This window comes from Prochlorococcus sp. MIT 1307 (genome assembly GCF_034092395.1).
Classification (GTDB): Bacteria; Cyanobacteriota; Cyanobacteriia; order PCC-6307; family Cyanobiaceae; genus AG-363-K07.
The window spans coordinates 1,327,412-1,350,561 of sequence record NZ_CP139301.1; the positions used below are offsets into that span (position 1 = coordinate 1,327,412).

The window sequence follows — 23,150 nt, forward strand, 5'->3', positions numbered from 1 at the left end:
ATTGATGGTTATAGTCTATTCATATCTTTGTTTTAGTGCTTTGAATACCTTTTAAAGGTGAATTTGAGAAAAATTCGATTAATTCAGACATGGATTCTACTTTGTTTAATACTTTAAACAGAGCAGGGATATTAATTGCTATTGTTTTGTTTGGATAAGATTTAAAAAATTGTATTAAATTTATTTTTCCTTCTCCCATTACTATTCCTTTTATTACGCCAGAACGAATAGCAGGAATAGATATAGATTGATCTTTTATTTTTTTTGGATGTATAATTTTTGCTATTCTAAGTATAATTACTTTTCCTATACTGCTGTACATTAATTTAGTAGTAACGACTAATGGAAGTTCAAAATTCTCATTTAAAATTTTTGAAATCTCTTCTTCTGATTGATTTGTTAATTTAATGATATTTTTTAAGGTTCCTTTGGCTTTTCCAGTATTAGCTAAATAATCTAGTGAATCTACAGAAATTGTACGACTAAAGATTCCATATTCAAGGGATAAAGCTTCAGCTGATTTTGCTGATGGAAATGTTATTAAAAGGTTCATCGATAAGCCTAAAAACAATCCAACTAAATTCAATACTTTATATTTCATTTATTGAGGTACTCCTGCTGCTACTTTGATTAAACGAATAACACTTTTTTCTGTTATTCCTTTTGCTACTTTGATTCCCATTTTGCGTCCTTCTGGCTCTTGAATAATTCTTGGTATATGTTTCAATATAATTTGTATTTTAAAGCCTGGTAGGCTTTTAACAATACCTATTAATTCTTTTATAGGTGCTTGTTTAAGTAATAATAATTTTTTCTTTTCTTTCAAATTTTCTCGAATACCTATTCTTCTAGACCTTAATATTTTTGGTAATCTTCCATTTAATTTTTGTATTGAATTCCAACTTATAGCATCCATTTTTCTGACTATTATTTCTACAATTTCTTTTCTTAGAATTCCACCATTTTTAGAAAATAAGAAATCTAATATTTGTTCTATTAAAATTTCAATATTTAAGTCTGCTTGGCTGCCAGCACTTTTAATTAATCCTTCTAGGTTATTCCAGCTTAGAACTTTCCCATCAAAAATCATTTCCTTTAAACTTTGACGTAATTGTGGGTCTGGATCTTCCATTAATCTTTTTGCAAAATATGGATATGCTGCGCCAAGAATTTTGAAATCTGGATCTACACTTAACGCAATGCCTTCTAATGTGATTAAGGATCTAATAATTAAAGCATAATATGGTGGAACTCTAAAAGGGAATTTGTACATTACATTTGAGAGATCATCCGTAACTACTTTAAAGTCTAATTTTTTTACTCCAACTTCAAGAGCTGTAGTAAATACACTTTCAAAAGCAGGTATGATTGGTTTTAGATCAACATCCTTTGCTAAGAAGCCTAATTCCACAAAATCTTCTGAAAGCTTATTAAAATTTCTATTTACTAAATGAACGACAGCTTGAATCAGTCCAATCCTTGATTCTCGTGTCACTTCACTCATCATTCCAAAATCTAAATAACATAATCTTCCATCATTTAATGCTAAAAGATTACCAGGGTGGGGATCTGCATGAAAAAATCCATGCTCTAATAATTGTTGAAGACTACAATTGACGCCTATTTCTACCATTTCATCTGGGTCAATACCTAAGTTTTTAACTGCTTTTAAATTCGTTAATTTAACGCCTTCAATCCATTCCATGGTTAATACTCTTCTACTTGTAGCTTTTTTATAAATCATAGGAACAGCTATTTTCAAGTTTAATTTATGTAAATTTTTAAATCTTTCTGCATTAGCTGCTTCATTAAGGTAATCCATTTCTTCAAAAACTCTCTTACCTAGTTCATCAATTAAAGCTACTAAATCACTTCTTATTAATTTTATGTTTTTGTTCAGCCATAATGCGATATTTCTTACAATGTATAGATCCAGTGTTATTTGTTCTCTTAATCCAGGTCTTTGTACTTTGACTGCAACTTTTTCTCCTGTTCTTAGAGTACCTTTATGAACTTGTCCTAAAGATGCTGCTGAGATTGGTTCTTTATCTAGATTTTTGTATATTTCTTCCACAGATACTCCTAAGTCTTCTTCAATACATGCCATAGCTAATTCACCATCAAATCCAGGTAATTGATCTTGAAGTTGTGCCAGTTCTTCCAAGACTACTTTTGGAATAATGTCTGGCCTAGTAGATAAGGCTTGGCCACCTTTAATAAAAGCCGGTCCTAGTTCAACAAGCAGTTCTGTGAATTCTTTAGCTCGTGACTTAGCTTTATCCTTATTATTTAATTGTCCAGTATATTTATCTATTAATACTCCTACTAGAAACAAACCTATTGGTATTAATGTTTGCCACAGTCTACGTAATAAACGTAATGGATGTCCTTTGTAGATATTAGTAATCGTTTTTGGATCATATTCGAGTAACCCTGCGGCCTCGATGAAATCACTTAGTTCTTCTGCCATAGGCATCATGGCTTTAGTTTTAGTACCCCTTCTAAACCACGCTAAGACCCGCTAGCCTTTATTTGGCTATTGGTACTTTCAGTGCTGGTCGGTTTACGCCTTCAGAATATCGCCTTACTGGATTGTCTAGAACTGACTTTTGAGGAAGGATTTACAGTTCTTACTGGTGAAACAGGGGCTGGGAAATCAATTCTTTTAGATGCTTTAGACGCTTTATTTGGAGGTAGTCAATCGGTTGCGTTAACTCGTTTGTTAAGCCCTGGTGCAAAGTACGGTCATATAGAAGCTTCCTTTTCAAGAAATGATTCAATTGATTCTTGGTTAAAAAATGAAGATTTTGATGCTGATGACAGTGATTTATTGATAAGCAGGGAATTGCGTTTAAAGGAAGGGCGTTTAATTAATCGGTGCAGGGTTAATGGAGTTGTTATTAATCGTCATCAGATTGCGTCTCTTCGACCCTTATTGATTGATTTAACTGTTCAGGGCCAGACTCAACAGTTAGCTTCTACCACTAATCAACTTGTTTGGTTAGATAGGTTGGGCTCTATTAGAGTAAAAGAAGCTTCAGACAAGGTTAAATGTAGTTGGCAAATTTGGCATCAAGCCTTTTTAGCACTTGAGAAAGCCAAAATAGACTCGGATAAATTTAAAAAAGAATCAGAGGATTTAGAGAGTTTATTAGAAGAATTGGAAGATGCACAATTAGATGATCCTTTAGAAGATTCTAAACTGGAAAAAGAGCAAGATCGCTTAGTTCATGGTGTGAAACTGCGTGAAGGTCTGGAAGATTTGTTTTTCAAGCTTCAAGAAGGTTCCGACAACCATCCTTCTTTAGTTGATCAATTAGGAATCTCTTTAAATTTACTGAAGGACATGACTAAATTGGACTCTGATTTAATTGTTTATTTAAATAAAACTTTTGATTTGCATTATAATTTAGAAAATCTAATTAGTGAACTAAAGCAATACAGCTCCATGTTGGAGACTGACTACTCCACTTTGGAGGAGGTTCAAGTAAGACTTTCTATTTTAAAGAAATTGCAGCGTCGCTATAATCTTACTTTGCCAGAATTGTTGGAACGTAGAGAAGAGTTGCGTCTTTCACAAAGGTCTAATGATATTGAAAAATTACTCAAAAAATTAGCATTAGAAGAATCATTAGCCCGTGAAAAACGTGATCAAAATAATTGTGCATTAACAAAGATTCGTCAAGATGTAGCTTCTCAATTTGAGAATCACCTAATGAAATATTTGAGGCTTCTAGGGCTGTTAAATGTTCGTTTTGAGGTTCAATTCAATCCTTCTATGCCTAATGAGAAAGGTGCTGATACTGTGCAGTTTTTATTTTCTGCTAATCCAGGTCAAAATTTAGCGCCACTTATGGATGTTGCTTCAGGCGGTGAAATGTCTCGCTTTTTATTGGCTTTAAAAACAGTTTTATCCCAAGTAGATGGTTCAAGTACTTTGTTTTTTGATGAAATTGATGCAGGAGTTAGTGGCCGTGTCAGTGGAGCTATTGCAACTGTTTTAAAGGATTTAGCCGGTTCTCGTCAGGTTTTTTGTGTGACACATCAACCTTTGGTAGCTGCAGTAGCGGATCATCATTTTCGGGTTGTTAAATCTGTAGAAAATGGAATAACAAATTCTCAAGTTATATCTCTTTCAAATTTAAAGGATCGTCAAACAGAATTAGCCGAGCTTGCAGGTGGGAATTTTGAAGAAGCTAGACTTTATGCAGCGAGTTTGTTGGAACAGCAAGCTGCCTAAAAGGTTCGCTATCTATTTAGACTGATAGGTTGATTCTTTATCTTCTATGGTGCGCCCTAAAGGAAAGGAGATAGATAAGCGCTTGGGCGGTTCTACTACTTTGACTGGAGAGTTGTTAGAGGACGTCATCAGAGTTCGTGGTGCGAGACAGCACAATCTGAAAAATATTGATTTAACCCTTCCACGAAATCAATTAGTTGTATTTACAGGAGTTAGTGGAAGTGGTAAGAGTTCATTGGCCTTTGACACTATTTTTGCTGAAGGACAACGTCGGTATGTTGAAAGTCTTTCTGCTTATGCAAGACAGTTTTTAGGTCAGGTTGATAAACCTGATGTTGATGCCATTGAAGGCTTGTCTCCTGCTATATCCATTGATCAGAAATCTACGAGCCATAACCCACGTTCAACTGTTGGCACTGTCACTGAAATACAAGATTATCTACGTTTATTGTTTGGTAGAGCTGGAGAGCCTCATTGTCCAGAATGTGAGCGACATATTCGACCTCAAACCATTGATGAGATGGTTGATCAAATTCTTACGCTCCCTGAAGGCACTCGTTATCAGTTACTTGCTCCTGTTGTAAGAGGAAAGAAAGGTACTCACAGTAAATTGTTGAGAGGCCTTGCTGCTGAAGGCTTTGCTCGCGTACGTATTAATAAAGAGGTTCGAGACTTATCAGATAATATTGAACTTGATAAGAACCATTCTCATACTATTGAAGTAGTTGTTGATCGCTTAATTGCTAGAGAGGGTATTCAGGAGAGATTGACCGATTCATTACGCACTGCTTTGAAACGTGGAGAAGGATTGGCATCTGTTGAAGTAGTGCCTAAAGCAAATGAAATGTTGCCTAATGGAGTAGATCGCGAAAGATTGTATTCAGAAAATTTTGCTTGCCCTGAACATGGAGCAGTAATTGAGGAGCTTTCTCCAAGATTGTTTTCTTTTAATAGTCCATATGGTGCTTGTTCTGATTGTCATGGCATTGGCCATCTTAGAAAGTTCACGATGGAAAGAGTTATTCCTGATCCATCTTTACCTGTGTATTCTGCCGTTGCTCCTTGGAGTGATAAAGATAACTCATATTATTTTTCGTTATTGTATTCTGTTGGAGAAGCCTTTGGTTTTGAGATAAAAACTCCTTGGAATCAATTAAGCAAAGAACAACAAAAGATTTTGCTTCATGGAAGTATTGAACCCATTCTTATACAGGCGGATAGTAGATATAAAAAGACTACCGGATATTCGAGGCCTTTTGAAGGGATTTTGCCAACTTTAGAAAGACAATTAAAGGAAGCTAATGGTGAATCAGTTCGTCAGAAATTAGAGAAATATTTAGAATTAGTGCCTTGCCCTAGTTGTGCAGGAAAAAGATTACGTGCAGAAGCTTTAGCAGTAAAAATAGGCCCGTTTAGTATTTCTGATCTAACATCAATAAGTGTTGATGAAACACTTAACGCGATAGAAATGTTAATGGGCGTTGGAGTTGCGGAGGGCTCTGCTCCACTTTTAACATCAAGACAAATGCAAATTGGAGATTTAGTTTTAAAAGAAATAAGATTGAGACTTCGCTTTTTGTTAGATGTGGGACTTGATTATTTGAGTTTAGATAGACCTGCAATGACTTTGTCTGGAGGAGAAGCCCAACGCATACGTTTGGCGACTCAAATTGGTGCAGGATTAACAGGAGTTCTTTATGTATTAGATGAACCTAGTATTGGTTTGCATCAAAGAGATAATGATCGCTTATTAGCCACACTCAAACGATTGCGAGACCTTGGTAATACTTTGGTTGTTGTAGAACATGATGAGGAAACTATTCGGGCTGCAGATTATTTAGTAGATATTGGGCCTGGTGCAGGTGTGCATGGTGGTGAGATTGTTGCTCAAGGATCTTTTGATCAATTGCTGACTGTTAAAAATTCTCTGACAGGTCAATATTTAAATGGTAGTCGTTTTATTCCAACTCCAAAAAAACGACGAGAGGGAGGTAAGAGAAAATTGCGTTTAATTGATTGTGATTTGAATAATCTCAAAAATATTAATGTTGATTTACCGCTTGGTAGATTAATTGCAGTTACAGGGGTTAGTGGAAGTGGAAAAAGTACTTTAATTAATGAGTTATTACACCCTGCTTTGAACCATAGTTTAGGATTAAAAGTGCCTTTTCCAAAAGGTCTTGGTGAGTTGAGAGGTATACAAGCAATTGATAAGGTCATTGTTATTGATCAATCTCCTATAGGTAGGACACCACGTTCTAATCCTGCAACTTATACGGGTGCTTTTGATCCAATAAGACAAATATTTGCTGCTTCAATCGAAGCTAAGGCTAGGGGTTATCAGGTAGGACAGTTTAGTTTTAATGTAAAAGGAGGTCGTTGTGAAGCTTGTCGAGGCCAAGGAGTAAATGTAATTGAAATGAATTTTTTACCTGATGTTTATGTGCAGTGTGAGGTATGCAAAGGTGCACGGTTTAATAGAGAAACATTACAAGTGAGATATAAGGGTTTTTCAATAGCAGATGTTTTAGAGATGACTGTTGAACAGGCTGCAGATGTTTTCTCTGCAATACCTCAAGCTGCTGATCGATTACGTACTTTGGTAGACGTAGGGCTTGGTTATGTCAAGTTGGGTCAACCTGCACCTACTCTTTCTGGAGGTGAGGCGCAGAGAGTAAAGCTTGCAACTGAGTTGTCACGTCGAGCGACTGGTAAAACTCTTTATCTCATTGATGAGCCGACTACTGGCCTTAGTTTTTTTGATGTTCATAAATTAATGGATGTTATTCAACGGTTAGTTGATAAAGGAAATTCGATAATTGTGATTGAACATAATCTTGATGTGATTAGATGCTCTGATTGGATTATTGATTTAGGGCCAGAAGGAGGAGATCGTGGAGGTGAAATTATTGTTGAAGGAACCCCTGAAGAAGTTTCTGAGCATCCTACGAGTCATACTGCTCGTTATCTAAAAAAAGTTTTAGCTCACCATTTGTGTAAATCTTCTACTAATGATCCATTAGAAGTTTCTTAAGTAGATTGAGAGAGATTTTTTGTTTGGCAGAAGATTTTCCTCAAACCTAAATGGACATATATTTCATGATTTGTTTATATTTCAAGCCTTTTGAGGGTGGTTTTCTTTGCATTTCTCCATAATTTGTTTGGAAGATTTAAGGACTTTAAAGGTTAAAAGCCCTTTTCTTGCAGTCAATTTGGCAAAATCCTAAAAAATTGTTTTTGATTTTATAAGTCTTTCTTTAGGTTTGTGAGGCTAAAAATCTCCTAAAAGCTCCTTCAACTCCTCATAGGAGGTTGTGAATGATATGGGCTTCAAGCTTCTCCATCTGAACCTACATGGTTTGATCAGGGCTCATGATTTGGAGTTAGGTCGAGATGCTGATACAGGAGGGCAAACACTTTATGTTTTAGAGCTGGTTAAGGGATTGGCCTCTCGTCCAGAAGTTGATCAAGTTGATTTAGTAACAAGGTTGATTCAGGATCGTCGAATTTCTGCTGATTATTCTCAGCCAATAGAAGTCATTGCTCCTGGGGCCAATATTCTTAGGTTTCCTTTTGGTCCTAAACGATATCTGCGTAAGGAGCTTTTATGGCCTTATTTGGATGATTTAGCTGATCAGTTAGTTTCTAAGCTTTCTTCGGAAGAGCAACGTCCTGATTGGATACATGCACATTATGCAGATGCTGGATATGTAGGCTCTTTGGTAACTAGACGTTTAGGCATACCGTTTGTTTTTACAGGACATTCACTCGGCCGGGAGAAACAACGTCAGCTGATAGCTGCTGGTATTGATCATGATCAAATTGAACAGTCTTATTCGATTAGTCGTAGAATTGATGCTGAGGAATTAGCCTTAGCTCATTCAAATTTAGTAATCACCAGTACTCGTCAAGAAGCTGAACATCAATATAAGAGATATGGTAATTATGTTAATGAGAAAGCCAAGGTAGTTCCTCCTGGGGTTGATGCAACTCGCTTTCATTCAATTCAATCTGATTCTGAAATTAAAACTGTTGATAAATTGTTGTCTTCTTTTTTGAGACACCCTGAGCTACCACCACTTTTAACTATTTCTAGGGCGGTTCGAAGAAAAAATATTCCTGCTTTGGTTGAGGCTTATGGTCGATCACCTGTACTACGTCAAAGACATAACCTTGTGCTTGTTCTTGGTTGTAGAGAAGATCCTCGTCAGTTAGAGAAGCAACAACGTGAGGTGTTCCAGCAGATTTTTGATTTAGTTGATCGTTATGACCTTTATGGTCAGGTTGCATATCCTAAACATCATCGACGGGATCAAATTCCTGCAATTTATAGATGGGCGGCTCATCGCCGTGGTTTATTTGTGAACTCTGCGCTTACTGAGCCATTTGGCTTGACTTTGTTAGAAGCTGCAGCGTGTGGTTTGCCTATGGTGGCAACTGATGATGGTGGGCCAAGGGATATTTTAGCTCGTTGTAAAAATGGCTTATTAGCAGATGTAACTGATTTAGAATCACTTCAAGACTCGCTTGAGGAAGGTGGTTCAGACTCTCATAAGTGGGAGCGATGGAGTCAAAATGGCATTGAGGGTGTAAGTAGACATTTCAGTTGGGATGCTCATGTTTGTAATTATCTTGCATTGATGCAAGACCAATTGAAATCGTTTAATTCTTGTAGTCGTGTTCTCCAAGAAGATCAAAAGAATAGTCCATTAGGAGAACGCTTGTTAATTCTTGATTTAGATAGCGATTTGGAGCTTGCAGATACAAATAGTTTGATAACATTAAGGCAAAGTTTAAAAACTTTTGGCCTAGAAAAACAAAACAAAATAGGAGTTTTGACTGGTCGCTCACTGAAAGCAGCACGTAAACGTTATTCGGAACTTCATTTACCAGAAGTTACTGTTTGGATTTGTTGTGCTGGTACAGAAATTTATTATGGCAAAGAAGAGCAATCCGATCTTTTTTGGCAATCTTCTATAGGAGTTGATTGGGATCGTTCTGGAGTTGAACTAGCTTTGTCAGCTCTTAAAGATCATTTAAAACCTCAAGAAAGACAACATCAAAGTAATTACAAGATTAGTTATTTATTAAGAAAACCTAATGTCGCTATTCTACCTTTGGTTAGAAAGAGATTAAGACAGCAAAGTCAGGCTGCACTTCCCTACTTGCGATGTCATTGGTATTTAGATGTTATTCCGTTGAGGGCGTCTCGTACAGAAGCTATTCGGCATCTTGCAATTCGTTGGGGTTTGCCTTTGGAGAAGATTTTTGTTGTAGCTAGTCAACAAGGCGATGCGGAATTAGGACGTGGTTTAACCTCTGCTGTTGTACCTTTCGAACATGATCCATCTTTAGATGAATTACGTTCACAGCAGCGTGTTTTTTTTGCTTCTAGTTCAAAGAATAGTTTTTTAGATGGATTGAAATATTATCGGCTTTTTTAAATTAATCGGAATTAATGTTTCCTTGAATTACTTCAATGTTTTTAGCTGCACGGTCTGCCTTACTTCTGGCTTTCTCAATAGTTTCGTCGAATGCTACTGTTACACCCATTCGCCGTCCTTTTCTTGCATTAGGCTTGCCAAATATAAAAACCTTGGTGTTTTTTTCTGATAGTGCTTTATCTATACCTTTATAAGAAACATTAGAATAAATATCTTGAGATAAGATTACCCTACTTGCAGCTGCTTTTTGATGAGTAATTTCTGGAATTGGAAGCCCAAGAATTGCTCTAAGATGCAGTTCAAATTCATTCATATTTTGGCTAATTAGAGTTACTAAGCCTGTGTCATGAGGCCTAGGGGATAATTCTGAAAAAATGACTTCATCTTGAGAAATAAAAAATTCAACTCCGAATAATCCAACCCCACCAAGATTATCTGTGATAAGTTTTGCTATTGATTGTGCTTTTTTTAGATGTTTTTCATTTAGCTCTGCGGGTTGCCAGCTGCATTGATAGTCTCCATTATATTGTTCATGACCAATAGGTGAACAATATACTGTTGATCCATTATTTAAACGAATTGTAAGTAAAGTAATTTCTAGTTCAAATTTTATAAATTCTTCTATAATTACAAGAGTTGATTTTCCTCTAGCTCCTTGGATGGCATTTTGAAAGGCCTGTTCAAGATCAATTTCTTTTTTTACTAAGCTTTGACCTTTACCAGAAGAGCTCATTGCAGGCTTAATAAATACTGGGTATCCAATATTTTTTGCCGCCTTAAATAGTTCATTTTTGTTAGAAGCATATGCAAATTTTGCTGTTTTTACCCCTAATTCTTTAGATGCTAAGTTTCTGATTTTCTCGCGATTCATAGTGATTGCTGTTGCCCTAGCTGTTGGAATAATTTGTATTCCATCTTCTTCAAGTTCTTTTAATGAATCAACTGCTAGGGCTTCGATTTCAGGAATAACAATATCTGGATTGTATTGACGGATTTTGTCTTTTAAGATTTTTGGGTCGCTCATATCTAATACCTCTTTCAGATCAGCAACTTGCATAGCTGGAGCATTTTTATACCGATCACAAGCAATTACTTTGCATCCCAACCTTTGAGCTGCAATAGCAACCTCTTTGCCTAGTTCTCCACTGCCAAGGAGCATTAATGTTTTTGGAAGTATGTTCATGACAAAAGAGAGATAACTTTACTTTTAGGAAATTGGAATAACATAAACATATGTGTTGATTTCCTTAACTGCTTTCTAAGGTGTAATTAGATTTGTCAATTTCAGCTTCAGAGATCAAAGTAAGTTGTCGAACAGGAGGCTCTTCATTTATGAACCCCCATGATTTGAAGATTTTTGGATCTGGGTGACTAATGAGTTGAATATTTTTTCTTTTTTTTAATCTAAAACCCTGTTGAGCCATTTTTCGCATAAGTTTTGCTGACTCTTCAAAACGAGAAGCCATAGCTTCTAAACTTGCACAATCACTAGTAAGTCCAGTTTCTTTCCATGTGAAGTAGCTCATTGTATATATTTTTTAGGGAGTAGGGCGTAAAAGCAGCCCAATGAGTACTAATCCTAAAGTCACTAACCAAAAATTTCTCACTATTAGTCTTTCATTGTTTCCAGCTAATTCGTAATGATGGTGAAGTGGAGCCATCTTAAATACTCGATTACCTTTGCCAGCGATTTGTTTTGTCAGTTTAAAAACCCATACTTGAATAATTACAGAGAGGGATTCAATAAGAAACACACCGCCCATAATTAGGAGTGCCCATAAACTATTTGATAGAAGTGCAACTCCAGATAAAGCTGCTCCTATTGCGAGAGAACCTGTATCTCCCATGAATACTTTAGCTGGGTTTCGATTGTGAAAAAGAAAGCCAAGCCATGCTCCTGCCATGGCCATACAAAAACATATAATGATTGGGTTATTTGGGTTGTCGCGAAGTATCAGTTGAATAGCTAAGCCAGTAAATACCAATGCACTACATCCGCTTGCAAGACCATCAAGGCCATCAGTGAGATTAGTGGCGTTACTTTCTGCTAGCAATACAAAAAGTGCAAGAGGCCAGACCCAAATCCCAATATCAAGAGAGATGTCAGAAAATAAATAGATTTTGGTATTTATCCATTCTTGCCAGCTTGCCCAATTTAGAAAAAGGATTCCTGTAATGGCCTGAAGAGCAAGTTTCTCTTTTGCTTTTAGCCCAGCGTTTCTATTCATTGTTAGGCTGCGCCAATCGTCAAGAGCACCTATTAGCATGAAGGCTAGAGTTAAGAAACTAATAGCTAAAAGTTGTTGCTTGTTTGACCCATTAATTGGGATTGAATTCCCAATTATTAGAGCAATAGGTATTATTAAAATTCCACCCATTGTTGGTGTTCCAGATTTTTTGTAATGTTTTTGTGGCCCTTCTTCTCTTATGATTTGTTTTAATTTGAGAGCTCTTAATTTTGGGATTCCATAGTGACAGATTATTAGTGAAATTAATGTTGATAGGAATAGTGGCAGGCTAAGTAAATTGGTTGACAAATAGTAGTCTGTTGAAAAACTTGCTGCAAATATTAGGCTAGTTAGTAAGGCTGAAGAAACTTTTCCATCAGTCTTGTCCTTTTTGATTTTTATCTTAGTGGTATGGTTATTTGAATTCCTCAAGGCAAAGATTTAGGTTGTCTTAGTAATTAGTTGATTAACAAATAACTAAGCAAGCTTAGTCTTCCCAATTTTCTTCGGTTTGCTCATCATCAGTCTTGTAATCTTCTTTTTCTCCCATCAAAGCTGATAATTCTTCTTCTTCTACAGTGCTGACTTCTTGAGAAGCTGATTCTTCATCCGCAATGAGTCTTCCACTGGCTTCTAGCCAGGTCAATAAATCCGGTTCCTCCCTTAATGGCAAGATCGGAGCGGGTTCTGTTCTTCCGTAACGTGTGAGGGCAGGGTTGATGCCGTCGAGTGAACTAAGGTCCACTTTTTCGAGGGCGCTCATTAGTAAGGATTTAAAACCAATTACTCAACATAATGCATTGAGATCTCTTTTATGTTTCTGTTGACTTCTAAGTTGTTCATAATGACGCTTACTTGGGCGTTTGCTTTGATGCTGAGCTTTGGTTTGCGCGCTTGGGGTGCACATCATCCAGACCCTTTTATTATTCGACCTTATTTGGTTTTTGGGCTTCTTTTTGGACCTTCGATTGTTTTAGGCTTTTGGTTGTATTTTGTTGGTTTTAGAAAGGTTGAGCTATAGCTTGGGTCATTAAAAAAACCGATCCCTTCTTAAAGGGATCGGTTTTTTTTGATTGATACTGCTGGAAGCATCTGAGATTTAGCGCCTGGGGCCATGCTTTCAGGTGTTGGGCTTGTCTCCTAAGGGCACCTAAACGATGCAGAGGAGTTACGACTGGCTTGACGTACTCATTTGTCTTGCCAGACGAAGAGCCTACAAATAGGTTAAGACTGTTGGAGCAGGAGCATTAATTCAGTTTGCTTCTATTGATTCTCAGGTGGCGTGTCGTCCATTGGGACACCTCCATGTTCGATGTAATAAGAATCGTTCAATTAGCTCAAAAAAGCAATCAGCTTTTACACGCATTGCCTTCTGACTTTATTTTGTGCAGAATTTATAATGGCTTGCTTAGTAATGGCTATTGTAAGTGTACGCAACTTTTCACCTTTATTTTTAGTCGTTTTTTCTTGGGTACTGTCAAGAGATACTTGATGGAATTCACAAAGGGAAAGACGATTTTTATCAATCAGATACTACGAAAAAGAGTTTTATCCTATGCCACTTATCCAGGTAATCGTTTAGTGGATGTTTTCATTATTGAATTTGTCTTCTGCCATAGTGTTCCTTCTTCCTAGATTTTGGATTCAAATTGTTTTCTGGGCAAGATAATGATAGGCAGACCTTAAAACTTGTTATCCAGGAGTTTATTGATGGGACGTGCTACGAAAGTTGTTCTCGCCTATTCGGGTGGAGTTGACACTAGTGTTTGCATTCCTTATTTGAAGAAGGAATATGGGGTTGAGGAGGTCATTACCTTTGCTGCTGATCTTGGGCAGGGAGATGAGCTTGAGCCAATTCGACATAAGGCTATAGCTGCAGGTGCTAGTGAATCTTTAGTAGGTGATTTGATAAAGCCTTTTATTGAGGATTTTGCATTTCCAGCAATTCGAGCTAACGCTCTTTATGAAGGCCGTTATCCACTTTCGACTGCATTAGCGAGACCACTTATTGCTAGTAGTTTGGTTGATGTCGCTAGGAAGGTGAAAGCAGATGCAGTTGCTCATGGTTGTACTGGAAAAGGTAATGATCAGGTGCGTTTTGATGTGGCGATAGCTTCTCTTGCTCCTGAATTAAAGGTTTTAACACCTGCCAGAGAATGGGGAATGAGTAGAGAGGAGGCAATTGCTTATGGAGAGCAATTTGGAATTCCAGCACCTGTCAGTAAAAAATCTCCTTATTCAATTGATCTAAATTTATTGGGAAGAAGCATTGAAGCCGGCTCTCTTGAGGATCCAATGCAGACTCCTCCTGAAGAAGTTTTTGCTATTACATCTTCAATTGATAATGCCCCTGATAAACCACAAGAGATTGAAATCCTTTTTGATGCTGGTAATCCAATAGCTATTGATGGAGAATCTTTAGACCCTGTAGCTTTGATACGTAAAGCCAATTTATTGGCGGGCACCCATGGTTTTGGTCGTCTGGATATTATTGAAAATAGAGTAGTTGGAATTAAAAGTCGTGAGATTTATGAAACACCTGGATTACTTCTATTGATTAAGGCTCATCAAGAACTAGAGAGCTTGACTTTGTCAGCAGATGTTCTACGCATCAAGCATCAATTAGAGAGAGAATGGTCGGACTTAGTTTATAAAGGCCTCTGGTTTACTTCTTTGAGAACAGCTTTAGATGGCTTTTTTGAACGTACTCAAAGTCATGTGAATGGTCTTGTAAGGATTCGCTTACACAAGGGAAATGCAATTATTTTGGGACGTAGTTCTATTACAAATAGTCTTTACAGGCCAAGTATGGCTACTTATGGCTTGGATGATCAATTTGATCATAAGGCTGCTGAAGGATTTATATATATATGGGGATTGCCTAGTCGTATTTGGGCTGCAGTTAAAAACGCTCAGAAGATAAATTAATCTTTCTTTTCTTCTTTCTCTTCTTCTTTCTCTTCTTCTTTCTCTTTAACAGTTTCTTTGTCTTTAGTTTCTTCTTTTTTGTCTTTGGTTTCTTCTTTTTCCTCAGTTCCTGTGACTGCTCTAGGAGTTGGAAGTGGACCGTTTTGCTTCACAGTTAGATAGCGAATTACATCTTCACTAAGCCGCATCGCTTTTTCTAAAATTTCTACATGCTGGCCATCACCGTTATGGCTTAACTGCACATATATACCTTCTTTGTGTTTTGAAATGGGGTAAGCCAATCTACGTTTCCCTCGCATTTGGCTATCTAAAACTTCTGCTCCAGACTCAGTGACTAGCTCGCTGTATTTTGTGAGGTGGCTGTCAACTTCTTCCTCAGGTATATCCGGGCGCAGGATATACATGGTTTCGTAGTAAGGCTGATTAGTCATAAGATTCCGACTAGGACTAAAGGCTCATTCAAATGAGCGACGGAGTATCCACAATATCTCTTTGTGGTGATCTGTTAATTAAATCTGCATTCGAACTGCCTCACTAATTCCTGGTAGATCAGGTTCTTTTCCTTGAATGCACTCTCCAAAAGCAAAAATGACTATGCTGAGAACTGCTATCAATACAGTGCTTGAAAGGGTATTAACTATTAGTCCTGAGCCTAGGGGACGAATGAGGACTTGAAATGCATAACTGATTAAAATGAGTGCGATATCTATTAGGAGTGCTTGAAGTGTGTTGAAACGCAGAAAATAAGGGATTTTGGGATTTCTAGCAACGGCAAGGAAGAGGACAAAAAATAAAATCAAGTTTCCAAAAGGAATTGCTTGTTGAAGAATGATTAATGGTAATGCTGGCAGTGCTAGCCATTGTAAAAACGGGAAATCAGTGAATAGAGATCTGCCGAAAGGTAGAGCATCGCTCCAGGGCAGCATATAAACCAAAAACCCTATTAATTTTTGCCATATAGGAATGAGCATATCGTGTCCTTTAAATATTGAATCTTAAGTCGTTAAATATTTTTCTGCTGCTAATCTCATTAAATCTACGGGGATTTTATCATTTTTACTCCATAATCTTAAAGAAGCAGCTCCTTGCTGGATAAGCATTTCGAGCCCATCAATTATTTCACAACCGTGTTGCTTGCCTAAAGTTAACCATGCAGTTGGTCTTGGAGTATATATTAAATCATACAGTATTGTTTTTGGTCTTAGATGGTTCCAAATCTTTTCGCCAAGAGGTAATTGACTTAAATGGTTATTTGAAATATTGCTTGAGCTCATTCCTACAGGAGTGGTATTAATTATTAACTCTGCTTCTTCTACTAAGCGGTCAATATTTTTGCTTGTTGTTAGCAAGCCTTTTAAAAGGGTTGAATTAGTCTCTGATTCTAAAATATTTTTTTTGAAATAAGTTAAGCAATTATTTAAAGAATATTCTCTTCTTGCTATTACAGTGATTTGACTGATATTTAGATTTTGTAGGCCTGCTATGACAGCTCTTGCACTGCCTCCACAACCCAACACAATTGCTTTGCTTTGATTCCAATTTTTTCCTTTTAGTGGCGCAAGAAAACCTTCTACATCGGTATTCATTCCATCCCACCCACCTTCTTTATTTGGGATCAAAGTATTTACTGCTCCAAGTCTTTTTGCTAGGGGACTAATGTTGTTGCAGCTTTTTATAATATTCTGTTTGTGTGGGATTGTGATATTCAAACCTTGGCAATTTAGGTTGAGTAATGTTTTTGCGATTACTTCTAAGTTTTTTGCTTCACATGGCATGGCTAAGTAGCACCAATCAAGACCCATGTCTTTCATCGCTGCGTTGTGCATTACAGGTGAGAGTGAGTGATTTACTGGTTGGCCGAGTAAGCCAACGAGTTTGGTGTTTCCGCTAATCATTTAGATCTTTCAGATCTGTTCATTTATCAGGGTGCCGTTCTTGCTGTTCGGGAACCACCCCTCGCCTCTAAGTGGGCTCAATGCCGAGGATGTTCCTATTCATGTAAAGACAAATTTAGGAGTTGGTGATCCATGGGGAAGGTTGTTGGAATTGACCTTGGCACTACGAACAGCTGTGTGGCAGTAATGGAAGGCGGTAAGCCAACTGTTATTGCTAATGCAGAAGGATTTCGTACTACTCCTTCTGTGGTGGCTTATACAAAAAATCAAGATCAGTTAGTAGGACAGATTGCTAAACGTCAGGCGGTTATGAATCCTGAGAATACTTTTTATTCATCTAAGAGATTTGTTGGTCGTCGCGTAGATGAAGTGAATGAAGAATCAAAAGAAGTCAGTTATGGCGTTGAGAAATCTGGTTCGAATGTAAAGTTGAAATGTCCAATTCTAGATAAGCAATTTTCACCAGAGGAAGTTAGTGCGCAAGTTTTACGCAAATTATCCGAAGATGCTGGCAAATATTTAGGCGAAAATGTCAGTCAAGCAGTGATTACAGTTCCTGCTTATTTCAATGACTCTCAGCGACAAGCGACGAAAGATGCTGGCAAAATTGCTGGACTGGAAGTACTTAGGATCATTAATGAACCAACAGCGGCAGCCCTTGCATATGGTCTAGATAAAAAAAGCAATGAGCGTATTTTGGTTTTTGATTTAGGTGGTGGAACCTTTGATGTTTCTGTTTTAGAGGTTGGAGATGGGGTATTTGAGGTCCTCTCAACCTCCGGTGACACGCATTTGGGAGGTGATGATTTTGACAAGGTAATTGTCGATCATCTTTCAGCAACTTTTAAAAGCAATGAAGGGATTGATCTTCGTCAAGATAAGCAAGCTCTTCAAAGACTTACTGAGGCTGCTGAGAAGGCCAAGATTGAATTGTCAAATGCAACTCAAAGTGAAATTAATTTGCCATTCATTACGGCTACTCCAGAGGGCCCTAAGCACCTTGATCTTACTTTGACTCGTGTCAAGTTTGAGGAACTAGCTTCTAGCTTGATAGATCGTTGTCGAGTGCCTGTTGAGCAAGCTTTAAAAGATGCAAAATTGTCTTCTGAAGAGCTTGATGAAATTGTGATGGTAGGTGGTTCAACTCGTATGCCTGCAGTTCAGGAGTTAGTTAAACGTGTAACTGGAAAAGATCCAAACCAGACAGTGAATCCTGATGAGGTAGTTGCAGTGGGCGCTGCAATTCAGGGAGGCGTATTAGCAGGAGAAGTGAAGGATATTCTTTTGCTTGATGTCACTCCACTTTCATTGGGTGTTGAAACTCTTGGTGGTGTTATGACCAAGATGATTCCTCGTAATACAACAGTTCCTACTAAAAAGTCAGAGACCTATTCAACAGCTGTGGATGGTCAGACCAATGTTGAAATTCACGTTCTTCAAGGTGAGCGTGAGATGGCTTCTGATAACAAGAGTTTGGGAACTTTTCGTCTTGATGGAATTCCTCCAGCGCCAAGAGGTGTACCTCAGATTGAAGTGACGTTTGATATTGATGCGAATGGAATTTTGAGTGTTACAGCGAAAGACAAAGGTAGTGGTAAGGAACAGAGCATTTCAATAACTGGGGCTTCCACTCTTTCTGACAACGAGGTTGAGAAGATGGTTAAGGATGCTGAGACGAATGCTTCAGCAGATAAAGAAAAGCGTGAGCGTATAGATATTAAGAATCAAGCCGAGACATTGGTTTATCAAACAGAAAAACAGCTTGGTGAGCTCGGTGACAAAGTTGATGCTGACGCCAAAGCAAAAGTAGAAGAGAAGCGAGTAAGACTGAAAGAAGCTACTGAGACAGATGACTTTGAGACGATGAAGTCTTTACTAGAAGAACTTCAACAAGAGCTTTATGCTTTAGGGGCAGCGGTATATCAGCAAGCTGGTGCAGCTAATGCTGCAACACAAACCGCTGATTCAGGGTCTGATTCCACAAGTAGTAGTACTGGCGATGGAGATGATGTGATTGATGCTGAATTTACTGAAACGAAATAACTTTTCTAGTCTTTGAACATTAATTGTCTATTCGAGGGATTTTATTGAGTCACTTTTAATTAACTAAAGTATGGTTGTTGGAGATTTTATTTCTTTATCAATTATGGATTTTGTTGACTTCGTTAACTACCCATTCTGCACTTGCTGGAGCAAGTAGAATTCCGTTCCGGTAGTGGCCTGTGGCAATAATTAATCCAGGTTCTAGATTTTTGAGGATTGGGGCAGGGCAATTGAGTGGTCTTCCTCGCAGACCAGACCAATGGTTGATTATTTCTGCTTCTTTTAACCAGTCAGGAGCAGTACCATTCATCGATTTCATTTGCTCTAGCTTCTCTTTGCTTGCCACAGTCCCTATTTCTAGAGTGGCTCCCATTAAGAGGCGATTCTGATTGTAGGGGATTAGATTTATTCCTTCGTGAGAAAGGACTGCTGGCCAACCTGACCAATTTTTTTGATCTGATTTTAATTTTAGATCTATAACTTGACCAAGAATTGGGGTGATAGGAACGTTATAACCTAAAGGCTTCAATAGGGCTTCACTACTTAGAGGAGCACAAATGATAATAATCTCCTTTGCTATTTTTTTTTTATTTGATAGATGAAGATACCATTGTCGAGGTTTTGTAGATGATCCTCGTTTGATTTCAATTACTCGCTTACAAATTATTTGTACATTTAACTTCTCTAATGCACCTAGTAGACATTTTTGGAGTTGTAGCGGATTGATACGTCCATCTTGAGTTGAAATCAACCCTCCATATTTATGAGTCGGCAATAATCTATCAAGTTTTTTCTCAGGACTGATTGGAAATATTTCTAGACCTAGACCTTGTCGCTCATTTATTAGTTTTTCCATTATGAATGCTTCTTTTTCTGAGCTAGCTAATTGCATCAATGGTTTATTTAAAGCAAAAGGGGTTTCTGGAGTATTTAGCAAGGTGCTCCATTCTTGCCATAGCTCCATACTTCGTTTTCTCATTCTCCAGCCCCGCCCACTAGACTTTCTGAAAACATATCCCATTAGTACGCCGAGAGATGCGGTGGTGCCATTCAGTGGAAGTTGGCTATTGGTTGGTTGCTTTTTTAATAGTGGATCAATGATTACTACTTTGTGACCATGTTTTGCTAGATACCATGCTGTGCTCGCTCCTACAGCACCACTCCCAATCACAGCAATTTCTTTAGTCAGTGTATTTCCTCAGATTTTTGAGTTGTTTTTATTATGATCCGTCTCAATTGGTTTAGTTGAATGGTAGTGCTTGTCTTTAAAAAGATATTAGTTTTTTCAGTGAAGTTTCTTGAGCTTAGTCACAGTAATTTTGCAGCTCATTTATTCAGAATGGTTTACCGTTGCTAGACGTTGAGATTATTTTGAGATGATAGGTGATTAATTGCTGTTTTTGCATGCATGTTCTTGCTTGGCTGCATAAATATCGTCCGGTTGCCTCAAATCCATTGGGATGGATTTGTTTTCAGGGAGGCTTGTTTTTTTTGCCTTCTAGTGCCTTTATATCAGGTTTGTTTTTATTGCCTGCATTGGTGTTGGGGAGTTTGAAAAGGAAGGATTCTTATTGGGCTGATTTCTGGAATTATCCTTTTTTGGGCACTGCGATTTTGATGATTGTTGGTTGTTTTCGTGCTCAGTCGGGATGGTTGGCTTGGATAGGTCTTGCGAATTGGTTGCCATACTTTTGGAGTTTTTGGGCTTTTCAGCCTTATCTAACAACTTCTGTCTCAAGAAGACGCGCAGGACTTTGGCTAGTTACAGGAACTGTACCTGTAGTCATTACAGGTTTTGGCCAACTTTGGTTGGGTTGGCATGGACCTTGGCAAATGTTGAATGGTTTGGTGGTTTGGTTTGTAGCTCCAGGTGGACAACCAAATGGACGTTTGTCTGGCTTGTTTGATTACGCCAATATCACTGGTGCTTGGTTAATGATCGTTTGGCCATTTTGTTTGGCAGCCTTGCTACAACCATTTTTACAACGTCTACGTCGTAATGTCATATTCATATTGGCAGTGAGTATTGTTGCATCATTATTTCTAACTGATTCTCGTAATGCTTGGGGTGGTTTGTTTTTAGTTATACCTTTTGTTTTAGGCCCTGCTCAATGGATTTGGCTTTTTCCTTTCCTTCTTGTGATTTTTATTCCTTTGGGCCTTGCAGTTATACCTGGGGTGGAGACAGAGCTTCAGATGATGGCACGAAGAATTGTGCCAGAGAATATTTGGGCTCGATTAACTGATTTAAAGCATGCCGAGCAGAGGTTTGTCGCGAGTGCACGTTTGCCTATATGGAAGGAAGCCATAACGCTTCTGGCTGAAAAACCATGGTTTGGTTGGGGTGCTGCTGCTTTTCCTGTGCTTTATTCATTGCGAAGAAACTATTGGCCTGGACATGCTCACAATTTGCCTCTTGAGGTGGCTGTAAGTCATGGTTGGCCAGTAATGCTTTTGATCGTGGGTGTAGTCCTAGCTTTATTAATTACAGTGGTGAGACGAGGTGTTTTGACTGTATCGGATAAGAATAGTCATTATTTAGGAACTTCTATTTTTGATAGAGCTTGGTGGGCGGCTACTTTTGCTCTGATATTTTGGCATGGGTTTGATATTCCTTTATTTGATAGTCGTCTTAATATGGCTGGTTGGGTTCTTTTGGCGGGTTTACGTTGTCTAGCGATTTCTTTAAATTCAATTAAACAATCAGTTCATTCAGACTTTGTTTCTGATGCTGAATAAGGATCTCTGGCTTCAGTGGACCTTGAAGGTGTGACCAAGGGAGGACTGTTGATGTTTCCCAATTCTCATGAATGACATTCTCCCATGTAGGTAATTTTGGTAATGTGCGCTGTTCATTTTCTGGAATGCTTTTATTCTCTTCTTGCATTGCTCGATAAGCATTTTTCCAACTACTAAAACTTTGGTGAGATCCTCGTACTTGAGCTATGACAGGAGCAAGGCGACGGTCACCACGAGAAATTAATGCTTGAATAAGACTCCATCTGTAGCTCTCAGGACGAAAGTTGATACCATTTGGTTTTAACCGCTTTGCAAGTAGTCTGAGCCTTTTATCAGCTTCTGGCCGTACTCCATGCCATTGAAAAGGTGTATGAGCTTTTGGTACAAATGTGCTTACACCAAGGGTCAAGCGGAGACCAGTGATTTTTCTTTTTACTCGCAACAATAGATCTGCAGTTGCTTCAATATCTTCCTCCTCTTCTTTTGGGAGCCCAACCATTCCATAAAGTTTGAGGTTTTTTAAACCACCATCGACTGCATATTTTGCTGCCATAAAAATTTCTTCTTCTGATAGCTTTTTGTTTACTATTTTGCGCATTCTTTCACTACCACTTTCAATCGCTATTGTTAGTGATTTGCATGCATGACGAGAAAGAATTTTTGTCATTTCAGAATTGACTGTTGCTGCACGCACTGAGCTCACACTTAGGCGAATGTCATCAAAGGAATCTTGATTAAGCCAATTCAATAAGTCAGAAAATTGGGGATGTTGAGTTACAGATGCACCTAGTAGCCCTATTCGTTTTGTAGCATTAATCCCTTTTTCCACTGCAGGAATTAGTCCATCTTCTAGTGATGAACTTCGGAATGGAAGTGTTAGGTAGCTTGCAAGGCAGAATCTGCAAAGTTCAGGGCAGCTTCGAACTGTTTCAACCATATGAATGTTAGGCCAAGCTGCATCTGGAGTAATTACTGTTGAATGACTAAGAGTATTGCCTTGCCATGTTTGTTTACTAATTGACTGAGGAATATCTGTTTGAATTGGTTGAATTGCTTTGAGTGTTCCATTAGAGGTGTATTTAGGAATATATAATTGAGGCACATAAATACCTGGTATGCGAGCTAAATTTTTCAATTTATCTACTCGAGGTAGATGTCTCACTTTTTGAATTGTGTCAATGAAAGTTGGCAATAGGTTTTCGCCATCTCCTAGAAGAACAACATCTAGGAATGGGGCTAATGGCTCGGGATTTGCAGTGAGTACTGGACCACCACCAAAAACAATCGAATCTTTATCTTTTCTTTGATGACTCCAGATAGGGATCTGTTGCTTTTCCAAAAGATCCAGCAATATAGGACCATCTAATTCCCAGCTAAGTGAGAGTCCGAAAAGATCGCAATTTTGATATTGACGTTCTTGTTGATCTGTAAAGAGTCTTCGGACATCAACGTCTGACCTTTGTGCAAGTGTTGTCCAAATAACTTGATAGCCAAGACTTGTTATGCCAATTGAGTAGGTGCTTGGAAATGCAAGTACAGTTTTTAGGGCGCCAGGTAATGGCGTGGTAGGAGTAAAAAGTAGGGTTTCGTTGTTCAGCTTTAGTTTGGAGGGATGAAGGATAATATTTGAAAA

19 protein-coding genes are annotated in these 23,150 nt (G+C 38.0%); 8 read left to right on the plus strand and 11 right to left on the minus strand.

Features of this window, described 5'->3' with window-relative positions:
- Nucleotides 1–19 precede the first annotated feature (19 nt).
- Both SOI82_RS06805 and SOI82_RS06810 read right to left on the minus strand, forming a co-directional pair.
- The gene (locus SOI82_RS06805; RefSeq protein ID WP_320666699.1) at nt 20–586 is read right to left on the minus strand and encodes an alpha/beta hydrolase; all 567 of its coding nucleotides are present in this window, start codon (nt 584–586) and stop codon (nt 20–22) included.
- Nucleotides 587–601: 15 nt separating this feature from the next.
- The gene (locus SOI82_RS06810; RefSeq protein ID WP_414153496.1) at nt 602–2,470 is read right to left on the minus strand and encodes an ABC1 kinase family protein; all 1,869 of its coding nucleotides are present in this window, start codon (nt 2,468–2,470) and stop codon (nt 602–604) included.
- An 81-nt stretch (nt 2,471–2,551) separates the two neighbouring features.
- Between SOI82_RS06810 and SOI82_RS06815 the strand changes: the two genes are divergently transcribed.
- From SOI82_RS06815 to SOI82_RS06825, 3 genes are all read left to right on the plus strand, one after another.
- Complete coding sequence (locus SOI82_RS06815; RefSeq protein ID WP_320666701.1) at nt 2,552–4,240, plus strand: AAA family ATPase; 1,689 nt, start codon at nt 2,552–2,554, stop codon at nt 4,238–4,240.
- Nucleotides 4,241–4,286: 46 nt separating this feature from the next.
- A complete protein-coding gene (gene uvrA / locus SOI82_RS06820) occupies nt 4,287–7,274 on the plus strand; it encodes an excinuclease ABC subunit UvrA (RefSeq protein ID WP_320666702.1) in 2,988 nt (995 codons plus the stop codon).
- A 289-nt stretch (nt 7,275–7,563) separates the two neighbouring features.
- Nucleotides 7,564–9,684, plus strand: a complete 2,121-nt coding sequence (locus SOI82_RS06825) for an HAD family hydrolase (protein WP_320666703.1) — start codon at nt 7,564–7,566, stop codon at nt 9,682–9,684.
- Between the two features lies 1 nt (nt 9,685).
- Here SOI82_RS06825 and purT read toward each other — a convergent pair whose 3' ends face one another.
- The 4 genes from purT to SOI82_RS06845 form a co-directional block, all read right to left on the minus strand.
- Nucleotides 9,686–10,867 carry a formate-dependent phosphoribosylglycinamide formyltransferase gene (purT, locus tag SOI82_RS06830; protein WP_320666704.1) on the minus strand — a complete coding sequence of 394 codons (1,182 nt, stop codon included), beginning with the start codon at nt 10,865–10,867 and terminating at the stop codon, nt 9,686–9,688.
- Between the two features lie 64 nt (nt 10,868–10,931).
- Entirely contained in the window at nt 10,932–11,210 is a 279-nt protein-coding gene (locus SOI82_RS06835) for a hypothetical protein (protein WP_320666705.1), read from the minus strand.
- Nucleotides 11,211–11,222: 12 nt separating this feature from the next.
- On the minus strand, nt 11,223–12,344 hold the full coding sequence (gene mraY / locus SOI82_RS06840; protein WP_414153497.1) for a phospho-N-acetylmuramoyl-pentapeptide-transferase: 1,122 nt from the start codon (nt 12,342–12,344) through the stop codon (nt 11,223–11,225).
- A 55-nt stretch (nt 12,345–12,399) separates the two neighbouring features.
- Entirely contained in the window at nt 12,400–12,675 is a 276-nt protein-coding gene (locus SOI82_RS06845; protein WP_320666706.1) for a DUF3134 domain-containing protein, read from the minus strand.
- An 81-nt stretch (nt 12,676–12,756) separates the two neighbouring features.
- On the opposite strand from SOI82_RS06845, the gene SOI82_RS06850 reads away from it, so the two are divergent.
- A complete protein-coding gene (locus SOI82_RS06850) occupies nt 12,757–12,933 on the plus strand; it encodes a hypothetical protein (RefSeq protein WP_320666707.1) in 177 nt (58 codons plus the stop codon).
- 689 nt (nt 12,934–13,622) lie between these two features.
- Nucleotides 13,623–14,840: an argininosuccinate synthase gene (locus SOI82_RS06855; protein WP_320666708.1), complete on the plus strand. Its 1,218-nt coding sequence runs from the start codon at nt 13,623–13,625 to the stop codon at nt 14,838–14,840.
- Here the strand turns inward: SOI82_RS06855 and rpsF are convergent.
- The 3 genes from rpsF to SOI82_RS06870 all read right to left on the minus strand — a co-directional run bounded on the left by rpsF (nt 14,837) and on the right by SOI82_RS06870 (nt 16,735).
- A complete protein-coding gene (rpsF, locus tag SOI82_RS06860) occupies nt 14,837–15,271 on the minus strand; it encodes a 30S ribosomal protein S6 (RefSeq protein ID WP_320666709.1) in 435 nt (144 codons plus the stop codon). The two genes, SOI82_RS06855 and rpsF, sit on opposite strands and share 4 nt — an antisense overlap.
- Nucleotides 15,272–15,349: 78 nt before the next feature.
- Entirely contained in the window at nt 15,350–15,811 is a 462-nt protein-coding gene (locus SOI82_RS06865) for a Tic20 family protein (RefSeq protein WP_320666710.1), read from the minus strand.
- 24 nt (nt 15,812–15,835) lie between these two features.
- On the minus strand, nt 15,836–16,735 hold the full coding sequence (locus SOI82_RS06870; protein WP_320666711.1) for a shikimate dehydrogenase: 900 nt from the start codon (nt 16,733–16,735) through the stop codon (nt 15,836–15,838).
- A 40-nt stretch (nt 16,736–16,775) separates the two neighbouring features.
- Here SOI82_RS06870 and SOI82_RS06875 point away from each other — a divergent pair, with 40 nt between their 5' ends.
- Nucleotides 16,776–16,922, plus strand: coding sequence for a hypothetical protein (locus tag SOI82_RS06875; protein ID WP_320666712.1), 147 nt, complete (start codon nt 16,776–16,778; stop codon nt 16,920–16,922).
- Nucleotides 16,868–18,778 (plus strand): molecular chaperone DnaK, encoded by a 1,911-nt coding sequence (gene dnaK / locus SOI82_RS06880; RefSeq protein ID WP_320666713.1) that lies wholly within the window; start codon nt 16,868–16,870, stop codon nt 18,776–18,778. The genes SOI82_RS06875 and dnaK overlap by 55 nt, the downstream gene beginning before the upstream one ends.
- A 97-nt stretch (nt 18,779–18,875) precedes the next feature.
- Here dnaK and SOI82_RS06885 read toward each other — a convergent pair whose 3' ends face one another.
- On the minus strand, nt 18,876–19,949 hold the full coding sequence (locus tag SOI82_RS06885; protein ID WP_320666714.1) for an FAD-dependent oxidoreductase: 1,074 nt from the start codon (nt 19,947–19,949) through the stop codon (nt 18,876–18,878).
- Nucleotides 19,950–20,182: 233 nt separating this feature from the next.
- Here SOI82_RS06885 and SOI82_RS06890 point away from each other — a divergent pair, with 233 nt between their 5' ends.
- Nucleotides 20,183–21,517: an O-antigen ligase family protein gene (locus SOI82_RS06890; protein WP_320666715.1), complete on the plus strand. Its 1,335-nt coding sequence runs from the start codon at nt 20,183–20,185 to the stop codon at nt 21,515–21,517.
- Here SOI82_RS06890 and SOI82_RS06895 read toward each other — a convergent pair.
- On the minus strand, nt 21,474–23,114 hold the full coding sequence (locus SOI82_RS06895; RefSeq protein WP_320668373.1) for a radical SAM protein: 1,641 nt from the start codon (nt 23,112–23,114) through the stop codon (nt 21,474–21,476). The genes SOI82_RS06890 and SOI82_RS06895 overlap by 44 nt on opposite strands.
- Nucleotides 23,115–23,150: the final 36 nt, after the last annotated feature.

Excerpts from the sequence above, each read along its gene's own strand:
- rpsF (WP_320666709.1), bottom strand. The coding sequence starts at position 15,271 with ATGACTAATCAGCCTTACTACGAAACCATGTATATCCTGCGCCCGGAT.
- SOI82_RS06855 (WP_320666708.1), top strand. The coding sequence starts at position 13,623 with ATGGGACGTGCTACGAAAGTTGTTCTCGCCTATTCGGGTGGAGTTGAC.
- SOI82_RS06890 (WP_320666715.1), top strand. The coding sequence starts at position 20,183 with ATGCATGTTCTTGCTTGGCTGCATAAATATCGTCCGGTTGCCTCAAAT.
- SOI82_RS06825 (WP_320666703.1), top strand. The coding sequence starts at position 7,564 with ATGGGCTTCAAGCTTCTCCATCTGAACCTACATGGTTTGATCAGGGCT.
- SOI82_RS06810 (WP_414153496.1), bottom strand. The coding sequence starts at position 2,470 with ATGGCAGAAGAACTAAGTGATTTCATCGAGGCCGCAGGGTTACTCGAA.
- SOI82_RS06850 (WP_320666707.1), top strand. The coding sequence starts at position 12,757 with ATGACGCTTACTTGGGCGTTTGCTTTGATGCTGAGCTTTGGTTTGCGC.
- purT (WP_320666704.1), bottom strand. The coding sequence starts at position 10,867 with ATGAACATACTTCCAAAAACATTAATGCTCCTTGGCAGTGGAGAACTA.
- SOI82_RS06865 (WP_320666710.1), bottom strand. The coding sequence starts at position 15,811 with ATGCTCATTCCTATATGGCAAAAATTAATAGGGTTTTTGGTTTATATG.
- dnaK (WP_320666713.1), top strand. The coding sequence starts at position 16,868 with ATGGGGAAGGTTGTTGGAATTGACCTTGGCACTACGAACAGCTGTGTG.
- uvrA (WP_320666702.1), top strand. The coding sequence starts at position 4,287 with ATGGTGCGCCCTAAAGGAAAGGAGATAGATAAGCGCTTGGGCGGTTCT.
- SOI82_RS06845 (WP_320666706.1), bottom strand. The coding sequence starts at position 12,675 with ATGAGCGCCCTCGAAAAAGTGGACCTTAGTTCACTCGACGGCATCAAC.
- SOI82_RS06870 (WP_320666711.1), bottom strand. The coding sequence starts at position 16,735 with ATGATTAGCGGAAACACCAAACTCGTTGGCTTACTCGGCCAACCAGTA.
- SOI82_RS06835 (WP_320666705.1), bottom strand. The coding sequence starts at position 11,210 with ATGAGCTACTTCACATGGAAAGAAACTGGACTTACTAGTGATTGTGCA.